The sequence below is a fragment of the Streptomyces chlorus genome, assembly GCF_042655885.1.
GTDB classification, from domain to species: Bacteria; Actinomycetota; Actinomycetes; order Streptomycetales; family Streptomycetaceae; genus Streptomyces; species Streptomyces chlorus.
In genome coordinates this window covers 48,516-61,232 of record NZ_JBHSOA010000042.1, presented here as the reverse complement: position 1 = coordinate 61,232, position 12,717 = coordinate 48,516, and the positions used below count along the sequence as shown (strand labels likewise).

The following is a 12,717-nucleotide window of genomic DNA, read 5'->3' as shown; positions in this document are numbered from 1 at the left end:
GGCATCGGTATCACGCCTGGTCATCTCCCGTACCGGGCAGGGAGGTTCCGGTACGGGACGGGCAGGGGCGGGCAGGGAGCGAGGCGATCACGGAACGCGGGAGTGGTTCATGCGCCGGGTGCCGCGCCCGCGTTCCACGCGGTCCACCGGCAGGAGGTCACCCTGGTCCGCAGCTGAACGAGGGGCGCCCGCCTGCCGTTCGGCCGGCCCGGACCGCGCCGGCACGTCCGCCGGTCCCCGGATCAGAGCTGCTCGGCCGGCCAGGCCAGCAGGCGGGCGCCGATGACCGCGGTCTGGAGCATGTAACGGTGGGTGGGGTCGGCCGGGTTGGCGCCGGTGAGCTTGTGGATGCGTTCCAGACGGTACGTCAGGGCGCGCACGCTCAGGGAGAGCCGACGGGCCGCCTCCGCCGCCACGCAGCCCGAGTCGAAGTACGCGGTGAGCGTGTCGAGGAGCGGCTCGGCGCCGCCCCGGGCCGTGGTGAGCGGGCCGAGGGTGTTGTGGACCAGGTCGGCCATGGCCTGGCGGTCGCGGGCGAGGACGGGGTAGACGAGCAGCTCGGCAGCGCGCAGCACCGGCTCGTCCAGCCCCAGCCGTTCGGCTATCTCCAGCGTGCTCAGGGCCTCTTCGTACGACTGGACGACCCCGCCGGGTCCGGACTGCGGGCGGCCGATGGCGACCTGGCCGCCGTCGGTGGCGGCGTGCGCCTGTTTGGCGAAGTGCGTGAGCACCTCGCCCTGGTGCCCCGGCGCGACGCACAGCAGTCGCCCGTCCTTGGTGGTGAGCAGGATGCTGCGGTCGCCGAACCGGGAGATGAGGGCCTGCTCCACCTGCCGCGGTACGGCGTCCCCCTCGTCGTAGGCGACGGGGCCCCGGGCGACGGCGACCGCGTGTTCATGGGAGAGCCGCAGGCCGAAGCGTTCGGCGCGCTCGGCCAGCCGGCCGAGGTCGCTGCGGCCGTAGAGGAGGTCGTCGATGAACTCCCGTCGGGCCGCCTCCTCCTGCCGGACAGCCAGCCGCTGCGCCCGCTCGTAGCCCTCGGCGAACGCGTCCACCGCCTGCTGTACGGCGGCGAGCGCCTCCTCGGCCGAGTCGTCCCGGCCGCGCGGCCAGGCGTCACGCGCGGCGATCAGGTGGGTGCGTACCAGGGCGCGCAGTCCGAAGCCCGCCTCCGCGGCCCGTTCTCCCAGGTTCCGGCGGGAGGACAGCTCGTCGCGTGACAGGCGCCGGCCCGTGGCCGCGACCTCCTCCAGGATCTGGGCATAACCTTCGAGATACTCCTCGAGAATCTCCCGTTCCGCCACGCCGCTCCCCGAATCCTGACGCATCCTTGATGCACCCTTGACGCCGTCCTGACGCGCGGTTCGATCCACACCCGGCATGCAGACCCTAGTGAACGTTGCCGGAATCCGGCAATGCGGGGGCGGTAGTTGGCCGGGCATCATGGTCCGCGGGGAGCACCGCGGACGGTTCCAGTGCCTGGCACCGGCAGGTGCGGGGCTCCGGAACCGTCGAGGGCCGGTGCGGTCGTCGGCGCGAGCCGTCAGAGGGACGCAGAACGCGAGACGCGGGGATCGGGAAAGGGGTGGCCGGGATGCACATGATCGCGGAGGCCGCCACGGGCCTGCCCACGCTTCTGCTCACCGCCGCCCTCGTCGTTGCGGCCGGCTTCTGGCTGCTGGTGGCCCTCGGCGTCACCACACCGCACGCCTTCGACTCGGACGCGGATCTCGAGGCCTGGGGAATGGGCGGGGTGCCGGTAGCCCTCGCGCTCTCCCTGCTGACCCTGTGCGCCTGGCTGCTCGCCACCGGTGTGACCGTGCTGCTCGACGCGCACGTCCCCCACGGGCCCGGCGCCGGACTGCTGCGCCTGCCGGCCCTGGTCGGAGCCCTGCTCGCGGCCTGGCGGCTCACCCGCTTCTTCGTGCGTCCGCTGCACCGCCTGTTGCCCGACGAACCCGGGCCGTCCCGGTAGTTCCGCGGGCTGGGCGGGAACCGGGGCGGTTCGCCCGGCGTGTCTCGTGGCGGAGCCGGCGTGCGGCTCCCGTGCGGGCCACGCGGGCCGCACCACCGAGCCACCGCCACACAGTCACCGCCACACAGCCATCGCTTCATAGGCCACGTCACCATCGCGCCGCCACCGTGCCGTCCGGGCCGGGCGGCACGGTGGGCGGCCCCGCCCGCCCCACGTTCCGGCGCCCGGCGCCGACCTGTCACTTCCGTCCGTCACCCAGCTCCGAAGGACGTATCCCATGGATGCTGCCACCGTGGGCATCGCCGTGCTCGTCGGCGTCTGCCTGCTCGTCGCCATCGTCGTGCTGTTCATCATGTCCAAGCTGTTCCGCAAGGTGGAACAGGGCAAGGCGCTCATCGTCTCCAAGGTCCGCAAGGTCGATGTGACCTTCACCGGCCAGGTCGTGCTGCCCGTGCTGCACAAGGCCGAGGTGATGGACATCTCGGTGAAGACCATCGAGATCACCCGGGCCGGCAAGGAAGGCCTGATCTGCCAGGACAACATCCGCGCGGACATCCGCATCACCTTCTTCGTCAAGGTCAACAAGACCGTTGAGGACGTCATCAAGGTGGCGCAGGCCGTCGGGACCGCGCGGGCCAGCGACCGGAACACGCTGCAGGAGCTGTTCCACGCGAAGTTCTCCGAGGCGCTGAAGACCGTCGGCAAGCAGCTGGACTTCACCGACCTCTACACCAAGCGCGAGGAACTGCGGTACCGGATCATCGAGGTCATCGGTATCGACCTGAACGGCTACCACCTCGAGGACGCGGCGATCGACTACCTGGAGCAGACGCCGCTCGCCCAGCTCGACCCGGGCAACGTCCTCGACGCGCAGGGCATCCGCAAGATCACCGAGCTGACGGCCGTGGAGCACGTCCGCACCAACGAGGCCCAGCGCGGCGAGGAGAAGGAGATCACCCGGCAGAACGTCGACGCGCGCGAGGCGATCCTCGAGCTGGAACGCCGGCAGACCGACGCCGAGATCAAGCAGCGCCGGGAGATAGAGACCGTACGGGCCCGCGAGGAGGCCGAGACGGCGCGGGTGATGGAGGAGGAGCGGCTGCGTGCGCAGAGCGCCTTCCTGCGCACCGAGGAACAGCTCGGCGTGCAGCGCGAGAACCAGGCCCGTGAGGTCGCCGTCGCCGCCAAGAACCGCGAGCGGGTCATCGCCGTGGAGAGCGAGCGCATCGAGAAGGACCGGATGCTGGAGGTCATCGCCCGCGAGCGGGAGACCGAGCTGACCCGGATCGCCGCCGACAAGGAGGTCGAGGCTCAGAAGCGCGACATCGCCGAGGTCGTCCGGGAGCGGGTCGCGGTGGACCGTACGGTCGCCGAGCAGGAGGAGTCGATCAAGAGGCTGCGGGCCGTGGAGGAGGCCGAGCGGGAGCGGCAGGCCGTCATCATCGCCGCCGAGGCCGAGGCGCAGGAGAAGCTGGTCAAGGACATCAAGGCCGCGGAGGCCGCCGAGGTGTCCGCCACGCACCGTGCCGCCGAGGAACTGACCCTGGCCGAGGCCCGGTTGAAGACCGCCGAGCTCGACGCCCAGGCCAAGCTGCGGATGGCCGAGGGCATCCAGGCCGAGGCCGCCGCCGAGGGGCTCGCCGCCGTGCAGGTCCGGGACAAGGAGGCCGAGGTCATCGAGAAGGCCGGCCGCGCCGAGGCCGAGGTGGCCGAGGCCCGGATGCGTGCCGAGGCCGAGGGCGCGCGGGCCAAGGCGCTCGCCGACGCGGAGGGCATCAGCGGCAGGCTCAGGGCGGAGGCCGCCGGTCTCACCGAGAAGGCGGCGGCGATGGCCGCGCTGGACGAGGCGTCCCGCGGGCACGAGGAGTACCGGCTGCGCCTGGAGGCGGAGAAGGACGTACGGCTCGCCGGGCTCGAGGTGCAGCGGCAGGTCGCCGAGGCGCAGGCCACGGTGCTCGCGGCCGGTCTGGAGAGCGCCGACATCAGCATCGTCGGCGGGGAGTCCGTGTTCTTCGACCGGCTGATGTCGTCGATCTCGCTCGGCAAGAGCGTCGACGGGTTCGTCCAGCACTCCCATACCGCCCAGGCCCTCGCCGGGCCGTGGCTGGACGGCTCGGGGAGCTTCACCGACGACCTGAGCCGCATCCTGGGCTCCGTGTCGAGCGCCGACGTGCAGCACCTGACGGTGTCCGCGCTGCTCATGAAGCTGATGAAGTCGGGCGGCGAGAACACCGGTCAGATCAAGCAACTGATCGAAAAAGCTGGGGAGTTGGGCCTCGCGGACACACCACTGGCCGTGTTGAACGGCCACGCCAGGGCCTGACCACCCCCCGGTCGGGGAGCCGCCGCACAGGGGACGGCGGCTCCCCGACCGCTCCCGTTCGAGAGGCAGCCATGACCACCGGCACCCACGAGACGCCCGCCGCGGGGACCCACCAGCACTCCGCCGCGGGGACCCATCAACACTCCGCCGCGGGGAGCCACCGGCACTCCGCCGCGGGCGCGCACGACCCGGCAGGAGCGGGCACCGGCACCGGCACCGGCGTCCACGAGACGGTCGACGGCGGCACCTACCAGGTGCTGCGCGACCGCCTGACCGCGCAGGCCGCCGAACTCGCGCGCCGCACCGAGGAGTTGAACCGGCTCCGGATCGACACCTTCGGCTCCGCCGAGCTGCGCCTGACCGGCACCGAACGGCTGCGCACCGACCGCGCCGGAGTACCCCGCGACATCGTCGCCGTGGGCGACGTGCTCCTCTTCGGCTACGGCGCCCAGCCCCGCCCGGAGACGGACACCGCCGTCGGCGACGTCCTCGCCGCCCACGACCGCGACCTGAACCGGCTGCCGGACGACGCCGTGCCCGGCCTCCTCGACGACCCCGCCTTCGTACGGGAGTTCGTCGCCCTGCACCGCTACTACCGCCAGGCCCGCCTGCTGCGGCTGCACCGCGTCGACGGCAAGCTCCTCGCCGTGTTCCAGACCGGCGAGAAGGCCGGCGACATCCGCGTCCTGCGCTGGTCGGTGTCCGAGGACGGCCAGGCGGTCTTCCTCGACGCACGCGGCGACCGCGACCACGCGCGCACCCCGGTCCCGGACATCGAATGGACCCGCGCCACCCGCGAGGACCACGTCCTCGGCCGGCACCCGCACGTCTCCGTCCAGGGCGAGGTCTTCGTCGACACCCTCGGCGGCACCCTCACCGTCAGGACGGACAGCGACACCGAAACCCCCGACGGCATCCACACCGAACCGGTCGACGAGCCGCTCCAGGCCCTCGCCGACGCGGAGATCGCGTACGCCCGGGTCGGTGCGCTGATCCTGCTGCGCGTCCTGCCCTACAAGGAGACCGCGCACCGCCACCTCGTCTTCAACACCCTCACCCGCACCGTCGTCCGCCTCGACGGCATCGGACAGGGCTGCCGGCGCCTGCCCGAGGACCAGGGCATCGTCTTCCCCGGCGGCTACTGCCTGGCCGCCGGCACCCACAAGACGTACGGACTCGACACGACCGGCATGGAGTTCGAGCGCGAGGTGCGCTCGCCCAACGGCGAGGACGTGCTGTACGCCTTCCACGCACCCGGCCGGGGCCGCGCCCTGCTCCTGTCGTACAACGTGATCCGCAAGGAGGTCGCCGCACCGCTGAGCTGCCACGGCTGGGCGCTCTTCGACGACGGCGCGCTGACCCTGCTGCGGCCCGACGGCGACGAACCCGCCCGCGTCCACCCGCTCCAGCTGTGGCACTCGCCCTACGTCTCCGACACCCACGCCGCGGGCCGGCCCGTCGGCGACGGCCCCCTCGACCGGGTCGGCAACGCCGACCTCGTCCGCGGCATCTCCGACTGCCTCTCCCTGGTCCGCTCCGTCACCGAGACCACCCCGACGACCGAGGTGTACGAGGCCCTGGCCGCCGCCTGCGTCCGCACGGCCGACGCACACCACTGGCTCGGCGAACCCGAACTCGGCGATCTGTACGGCCCGTTGGAGGAGGTGCGCGCCACCACCGAACAGGTCCTGGCCGAGTTCGAGACCGTACGCGACCTCGGTCGCCGCGCCGCCGCCGCGCTGGACGAGGCGGCCACCCGCATCGGCTCCGTGGTGCGCCGGCTGCGCGGCGAACAGCCCCGCGAGGCCGCCGCCTGGGTCGCGGGCCTGACCGAACTGCGCCACGCCCAGGGCCATCTGCTGACCCTGAAGGAGATGCGGTACGCCGACCACGCCCGCATCGACGAACTCGCCGACGAGGCCGGAGCCGACCTCGCCTCCTTCGGCCGACGCGCGGTCACCCACCTCGCCCACGAGGACGCCTTCGCCGCCCACCGCGCCGACGTCGAACGCCTCGTCGCCGACGCCGAACAGGTCGACACCGCGGCCGAGGCCGTCCCCGTCGCCGCCCGCCTGGACGAACTCGCCGACGGACTGAGGACGGTGACCGAAGTCGTCGCCGGACTCGACATCGGCGACGCGACCGTCCGCACCGCCGTACTGGAACGCGTCGCCGAAGCCCTCGGCGGCGTCAACCGTGCCCGCGCCACCCTCGACGCCCGCCGCCGCGGTCTGCGCGACCGGGAGGCCCGTGCCGGATTCGCCGCCGAACTCGCCCTGCTCGGCCAGACCGTGACGGGCGCCCTCGCGGCCGTCGCCGACCCCGAGTCCTGCGACGAACAACTGACCCGCGTACTCGCCCAGTTGGAAACCCTGGAGTCCCGCTTCGCGGAGTTCGACGACGTGCTCGGCGAACTTGCCGACCAACGCACCGAGATCTACGAGGCGTTCGCCGCACGCAAACAGAGCCTCACCGACGCCCGCGCCCGCCGCGCCGAACAACTCGCCTCCGCCGCCGAACGCGTCCTGGAGACCATCGCCCGCCGCTCGACCGCCCTCGCCGGCACCGACGAGGTCAGCACCTACTTCGCCTCCGACCCCCTGGTCGCCAAGGTCCGCCGCACCGCCGGCGAACTGCGCGACCTCGGCGACCGGGTCCGGGCCGAGGAACTCGACGGCCGCCTGCGCTCCGCCCGGCAGGAAGCCGCCCGCGCCCTGCGCGACCGCACCGACCTCTACGCCGACGGCGGCCGCGCCCTCCGCCTGGGCGGCCACCGCTTCGCCGTCACCACCCAGCCCCTCGACCTCACCCTCGTCCCGCACGGCGACGGCCTCGCCTTCGCCCTCACCGGCACCGACTACCGCGCCCCCGTCACCGACCCGGCCCTCGCCGAGGGACGCCGTTACTGGAACCGGCACCTGCCGTCCGAGTCGCCCGGGGTCTACCGCGCCGAACACCTCGCCGCCCGCCTGCTGCACGAGCACGGCCCCGACGCCCTGCACGCCGCCGACGACCTCACCGCCCTCGTACGCCGAGCCGCCGAGGAGGCCTACGACGAGGGATACGAGCGCGGCGTCCACGACCACGACGCCACCGCCCTGCTCACCGCCCTCCTGCCCCTGCACGACGGGGCCGGACTCCTGCGTCACGAACCCGCGGCCCGCGCCCTCGCCCTGCTCCACTGGACCCACGGCACCACCGCCGAGGAACGCGCCGACCTCACCCGCCGCGCCCGCTCCCTCGCCCGCGTCCGCGACGCCTTCGGCCCACCCCCGGCCCTCGCCGACCTGCACGCCGAACTCGCCCGCACGATCGCCGACCGGTACCCCGACGCGACCACTCGCCCGGAAGCCTGCGCCGCCTACCTCTTCGACGAACTCACCACCGGCCCCGACGGATTCGTCATCAGCGCGCAGACCCGCACCCTGCTCGACAAGTTCCGCCGCACCGTCGCCACCGAGGCCTACGACGAGGACCTGCCCGCCCTCGCCGACCTCACCGCCCGCCGCCAGCTCGTCGAGGCCTGGCTGTCCGCGTACGCCACCGCCACCGGCACCCACCTCACCCCCGGCGACCTCGCCGAGGCCGTCGCCGCCGAACTCTGCCCGGACCAGCCCCGCCACGAGTCCGACGCGCCCCTCACCACCACCGTGGAGGGCCTGCTCGGCGCCCACCCCCGCATCACCGACCGGCGCCTCACCCTCCGCCTGGACGAATTCCTCGCCCGCACCGCGGAGTTCAGGGACCACGACACCCCCGCCTTCCGTGCCTTCCAGCGCCGCCGCACCGCCCTGGTCACCACCGAACGCACCCGGTTGCGCCTGGACGACCACCGCCCCCGGGTGATGTCGACGTTCGTCCGCAACCGCCTCGTCGACGAGGTCTACCTCCCGCTCATCGGTGACAGCCTCGCCAAACAGCTCGGCACCACCGGCGAGTCGGGGCGCACCGGCACCGGCGGCCTGCTGCTCCTCGTCTCCCCGCCCGGCTACGGCAAGACCACCCTCATGGAATACGTCGCCGACCGGCTGGGCCTCGTCCTGGTGAAGATCAGCGGCCCGGCACTCGGCCACTCCGTGACCTCCCTCGACCCGGCCGAGGCGCCGAACGCCACCGCACGCCAGGAGATCGAGAAGATCAACTTCGCGCTGGCCGCCGGCAACAACACGCTCCTCCACCTCGACGACATCCAGCACACCTCGCCCGAACTCCTCCAGAAGTTCATCCCGCTGTGCGACGCCACCCGCCGCGTGGAGGGCGTGTGGGAGGGCGAGCCGCGCACCTACGACCTGCGGGGCAAGCGCTTCGCCGTCTGCATGGCCGGCAACCCCTACACCGAGTCCGGCGACCTCTTCCGGGTGCCCGACATGCTGGCCAACCGTGCCGACGTGTGGAACCTCGGCGACGTCCTCACCGGCAAGGACGACGCCTTCGCCGCCAGCTTCACCGAGAACGCGCTCACCGCCAACACGGTCCTCGCCCCGCTCGCCGGCCGCGACCGCGGCGACCTCGACCTGCTGATCCGCCTCGCCGAAGGCGACCCCACCGCCCACGCCGACCGGCTCACCCACCCGTACGCGCCCACCGAACTGGACCGCGTCCTCACCGTGCTGCGCCATCTGCTCACCGCCCGCCGCACCGTCCTCGCGGTGAACGAGGCATACATCGCCTCCGCCGCCCAGTCCGACGACGCCCGCACCGAGCCGCCGTTCCGGCTCCAGGGCTCCTACCGCAACATGAACAAGATCGCCCAGCGGATCCAGCCGGTCATGAACGACGCCGAACTCTCCGCCGTCATCGACGACCACTACGCGGCCGAGGCGCAGACCCTCACCACCGGCGCCGAGGCGAACCTGCTCAAGCTCGCCGAACTGCGCGGCACCCTCACCGCCGAGCGGGCCGACCGCTGGGCCGGGATCAAGGCCGCCCACGTGCGCACCCACGCCCTCGGCGGCCCCGACGACGACGCCCTCACCCGCGCGGTCGCCGCCCTCGCCCTCCTCGGCGACCGCATCGCCGCCGTCGAGTCGGCCATCACCCGCGCCACCGCGCTCGGGTGATGTCCGCCTCCGCTGCCGCGAGCAGTTGCTGGTCGGTGATGCCGAGCTTGTTGCGCAGCACACCGTTGGGCATGGCGTACGGATCGTTCACCCTGCCCGCTGCTCCGAAGTCCGCCGGTGGCGGGCGATCGCGCGGGCGACAAGGGTGTCCGCGTCGAGGTCGCCCCTCACGTAGGCCTCGGTGTCGTGGTCCGAGGCCTCGGAGGGGTGGAGCCCCTCGGCCTCGACGGAACCGGTGGCCGAGGCGACTGCGCCACGTCGTGCCGCTCGGCCGCTCAGCGACTCGAAGGCCTCGACGGACAGGAGGACGCCCTGGGGCTTGCGGTGGGCGCCGATCAGGACGGGCTCGGCATCCGCGCCGGACTCCGACAGGTCGGTCAGTATGCGCGACAGTCTCGCGCGCGCGTCACTGACGGTCACGACCTCGGGGATCTCCATGCTGTCACCGTACCCAGGTAGAGTCCTGATTCTGTACAGATTCCGGTCGTATGCGACGCGCCGAGACGCGCCCCGGCCGCGCGGGGCTTGCGAACACGCCCCGCGGCGCTGCCCGGGCCGGGGGTCATCCGCCGTCGGCGTGCTCCGTGTGCTCCGGGGACACCGCGATCAGCGCGGCCAGTTCCTCCGGGGTCCGGGGACCGGTGGTCCCATCCGCCAGCAGGCCCTGGGTGCGCAACAGCCGCGCCGCCGCGACGCCCCACGGCAGCCGCAGTCCCGCCGCCGCGAGCAGGTCCGTGCGGGCCAGCATCGCGGCGGCGGGGCCGGTGCGGGCGCCGGACGGCGTGAGCAGCGCGGCGTCGTCGGCCCAGCGCAGGGCGAGGTCCACGTCGTGGGTGGCCATGACGACCGTGGTGCCCCGCTCGCGCAACCCGGCGAGCGTCGCGAGCAGCCGTTCCTGACCGTCCGGGTCGAGGCCCGCGGTCGGCTCGTCCAGGATCAGGACGCGCGGCCGCATCGCCACCGCGCCCGCGATCGCGGTCCGCTTGCGCTGCCCGTAGGACAGCAGATGGGTGGGCCGTTCGGCGAGGGCGGTGATGTCGAGCGCGGCCAGCGCCTCCGAGACCCGCGCCCGTACCTGCGTGTCGGACAGGCCGAGGTTCAGCGGTCCGAACGACACGTCCTGGCCCACGGACGCCGCGAACAACTGGTCGTCGGGGTCCTGCACCACCAGCTGCACCGTCGTCCGCAACCGGGTCAGCCCCTTGCGGTCGTACCGGACCGGCCGGCCGGCCACGGCCAACTCGCCCCCGCTCGGCCGTAGTCCACCGCTCAGCAGCCGCATCAGCGTGGTCTTGCCGCTGCCGTTGCGGCCCAGCAGGGCGAGCGCGCGCCCCTCCCGCACCTCGAAGTCGAGGCCGGTGAGCACGGCCGGGCCGTCCTCGTAGGCGAAGGACGCGTCCCGCAGGGCGACCAGGGCGGGGACCAGGGCGGGATCGCTCATGGCATCCGGCTTTCCAGGAGAAGGGCGACGGCGGCCAGCGCCGCGAGAAGTAACAGGCTCACGGCCGTGAACCGTACGGAGACCCGCGCCTCGGGCACCAGCACGCGCAGCGTGCCGTCGTAGCCGCGTCCGGCGAGCCCCGTCTGCAGCCGCGCCGCCCGGTCGAAGGACCGGACGAACGCCGTCGCGCCGAGCCCGCCCAGCGAACGCCAGGCCGCCGCCCGGGTGGTGTGCCCGAGCCGGGCCGCCTGCGCCTCCCTGATCCGGCGCACCGAGTCGAGCAGCAGGAAGCTCATGCGGTACGTCACCAGAGCCACGTCGACGAGGGGAGCGGGCACCCCGGCCCGTACCAGGCGCGGCAGCAGGTCGGACATCGGCGTGGTGAAGGCGAACAGCAGCACACCGAGGGAGGCCGCCGAGGTGCGCAGCAGCAACTCGCCCGCGCGCAGCGGCCCTTCGGGGGCCGGAGACACGAACCCGTCCGGCCCGCCCACCTGCACCAGCAGCGGGAGCGCCCCGGTGACGCAGAAGCCCAGCGGCACCCGGTAGGCGCGCCACAGCCGCCGCCCCGGCACCCCCGCCGGGCCCAGCAGCACCGCGAGCGCGGTCAGCAGCACCAGGGCCGCGCCCGGCCAGGGCGGCAGGGAGATCGCGAGCACGGTGAGCCCCAGTCCGAGCACGGCCTTGTCCACGGGATGACGGCGGCGCCAGCGACTGCTGTGCGCCGCCGCGTCGATCGGCAGCACGGCCGGTCAGGACCGGGATCCGGGGGAGACCGCCTCGTCGGGGCCCGCGCCGATGCCCACGCCGGTGCCGGTGCCGGTACTCAAGTCCGCTCCGGTCTCCCGCAGTTGCCGCCGCACCCCTTCCGTACCCTGCCGACGCCCGCGCCGCACCCCGAAGTAGTACGCCAGGACGCCCGCGCCGACGGCGGCCTGGAGGGCGAAGAGCCCCGACTCGATCTCACCGGAAGGGGGTTCGTACAGCGGCGAGAACCACGGCTCGTAGTCCGGTTCGATCTCGGTGATCGCGGTCTCCGCCTCGCCGTCCGCGCCCGCGAACGGCTCCTCCTTGTGATCGCCGAGCCCGAGCACCAGCGGCAGCACCGCGAGCGCGGCCACGGCGAGCAGCAGCAGCGTGTTGATCTTCGCGTTCCTGGTCATCGCGCCACCGCCCCGGTCGTCCCCGACTCTGTTGTCGTCCCCGACTCTGTTTCCGTTCCGGCCTCCGCCGCCGTCGCGGCCCGCTTTCCGGCCACCAGCACGCCGAGCCGGGTCAGTTCGCCCTTGCTGGACTGCACCAGCAGGCGCATCACCAGCACCGTCAGCAGCCCCTCGCTCACCGCGAGCGGGATCTGCGTCAGGGCGAAGATGGAGCCGAACTTCCCGAGCGCGCCCAGGAATCCACTCCCCGGGTCGGGGAACGCGAGCGCCAGCTGCACACTCGTCACGCAGTACGTGGACAGGTCGGCGACGAACGCGCCGCAGAACACCGCGGCCATCAGCGGCGCCCCGTACCGGCGCGCCAGCCGGTACACGCCGTACCCCGCCCACGGACCGACGATCGCCATCGAGAAGACGTTGGCGCCCAGCGTGGTCAGCCCGCCGTGGGCGAGCAACAGGGCCTGGAACAGCAGGGTGATGGTGCCCAGTACCGCCATGACCGGCGGCCGGAACAGGATGGCGCCCAGGCCGGTGCCGGTGGGGTGGGAGCAACTCCCCGTCACCGAGGGCAGTTTCAGCGCGGACAGGACGAAGGTGAACGCTCCCGAGGCGCCGAGCAGCAGCGTGTTCTCGGGATGTTCCTTGACTTCACGGATGAGCGACCGGGCTCCGTGGACGACGAACGGCGCCGCCGCGGCGCCCCAGGCGACCGCGTGCACCGGTGGCAGAAAACCCTCGGCAATGTGCATGGCTCA

Annotated in this window: 9 protein-coding genes; 3 read left to right on the top strand and 6 right to left on the bottom strand. The window is 73.1% G+C overall.

Annotation, left to right across the window (positions count from 1 at the left end; all coding sequences use genetic code 11):
* Positions 1 to 242 precede the first annotated feature (242 nt).
* Positions 243 to 1,328, bottom strand: coding sequence for a PucR family transcriptional regulator (locus ACFPZI_RS19460; RefSeq protein ID WP_381364579.1), 1,086 nt, complete (start codon positions 1,326 to 1,328; stop codon positions 243 to 245).
* Positions 1,329 to 1,594: 266 nt separating this feature from the next.
* Between ACFPZI_RS19460 and ACFPZI_RS19455 the strand changes: the two genes are divergently transcribed.
* From ACFPZI_RS19455 to ACFPZI_RS19445, 3 genes are all read left to right on the top strand, one after another.
* Entirely contained in the window at positions 1,595 to 1,975 is a 381-nt protein-coding gene (locus ACFPZI_RS19455; protein ID WP_381364577.1) for a hypothetical protein, read from the top strand.
* Between the two features lie 277 nt (positions 1,976 to 2,252).
* Positions 2,253 to 4,298: a flotillin family protein gene (locus ACFPZI_RS19450; protein WP_381364575.1), complete on the top strand. Its 2,046-nt coding sequence runs from the start codon at positions 2,253 to 2,255 to the stop codon at positions 4,296 to 4,298.
* Between the two features lie 71 nt (positions 4,299 to 4,369).
* On the top strand, positions 4,370 to 9,358 hold the full coding sequence (locus ACFPZI_RS19445; RefSeq protein WP_381364574.1) for a DNA repair ATPase: 4,989 nt from the start codon (positions 4,370 to 4,372) through the stop codon (positions 9,356 to 9,358).
* Between the two features lie 87 nt (positions 9,359 to 9,445).
* Here the strand turns inward: ACFPZI_RS19445 and ACFPZI_RS19440 are convergent, their stop codons facing one another.
* From ACFPZI_RS19440 to ACFPZI_RS19420, 5 genes are all read right to left on the bottom strand, one after another.
* Positions 9,446 to 9,796 (bottom strand): antitoxin VbhA family protein, encoded by a 351-nt coding sequence (locus ACFPZI_RS19440; RefSeq protein ID WP_381364572.1) that lies wholly within the window; start codon positions 9,794 to 9,796, stop codon positions 9,446 to 9,448.
* Between the two features lie 124 nt (positions 9,797 to 9,920).
* Positions 9,921 to 10,799 carry an energy-coupling factor ABC transporter ATP-binding protein gene (locus ACFPZI_RS19435; RefSeq protein WP_381364570.1) on the bottom strand — a complete coding sequence of 293 codons (879 nt, stop codon included), beginning with the start codon at positions 10,797 to 10,799 and terminating at the stop codon, positions 9,921 to 9,923.
* On the bottom strand, positions 10,796 to 11,545 hold the full coding sequence (gene cbiQ / locus ACFPZI_RS19430) for a cobalt ECF transporter T component CbiQ (RefSeq protein WP_381364568.1): 750 nt from the start codon (positions 11,543 to 11,545) through the stop codon (positions 10,796 to 10,798). Before cbiQ ends, ACFPZI_RS19435 begins: the two co-directional genes overlap by 4 nt.
* A gap of 6 nt (positions 11,546 to 11,551) precedes the next feature.
* Positions 11,552 to 11,962, bottom strand: coding sequence for an energy-coupling factor ABC transporter substrate-binding protein (locus ACFPZI_RS19425; protein WP_381364566.1), 411 nt, complete (start codon positions 11,960 to 11,962; stop codon positions 11,552 to 11,554).
* Positions 11,959 to 12,711 (bottom strand): energy-coupling factor ABC transporter permease, encoded by a 753-nt coding sequence (locus ACFPZI_RS19420; protein ID WP_381364565.1) that lies wholly within the window; start codon positions 12,709 to 12,711, stop codon positions 11,959 to 11,961. The genes ACFPZI_RS19425 and ACFPZI_RS19420 overlap by 4 nt, the downstream gene beginning before the upstream one ends.
* Positions 12,712 to 12,717 lie beyond the last annotated feature (6 nt).

Bases quoted from the DNA above. Each gene is read 5' to 3' on its own strand.
- ACFPZI_RS19455 (WP_381364577.1), top strand. From the start codon at position 1,595: ATGCACATGATCGCGGAGGCCGCCACGGGCCTGCCCACGCTTCTGCTC.
- ACFPZI_RS19425 (WP_381364566.1), bottom strand. From the start codon at position 11,962: ATGACCAGGAACGCGAAGATCAACACGCTGCTGCTGCTCGCCGTGGCC.
- ACFPZI_RS19445 (WP_381364574.1), top strand. From the start codon at position 4,370: ATGACCACCGGCACCCACGAGACGCCCGCCGCGGGGACCCACCAGCAC.
- ACFPZI_RS19435 (WP_381364570.1), bottom strand. From the start codon at position 10,799: ATGAGCGATCCCGCCCTGGTCCCCGCCCTGGTCGCCCTGCGGGACGCG.
- ACFPZI_RS19420 (WP_381364565.1), bottom strand. From the start codon at position 12,711: ATGCACATTGCCGAGGGTTTTCTGCCACCGGTGCACGCGGTCGCCTGG.
- ACFPZI_RS19450 (WP_381364575.1), top strand. From the start codon at position 2,253: ATGGATGCTGCCACCGTGGGCATCGCCGTGCTCGTCGGCGTCTGCCTG.
- ACFPZI_RS19460 (WP_381364579.1), bottom strand. From the start codon at position 1,328: ATGCGTCAGGATTCGGGGAGCGGCGTGGCGGAACGGGAGATTCTCGAG.
- ACFPZI_RS19440 (WP_381364572.1), bottom strand. From the start codon at position 9,796: ATGGAGATCCCCGAGGTCGTGACCGTCAGTGACGCGCGCGCGAGACTG.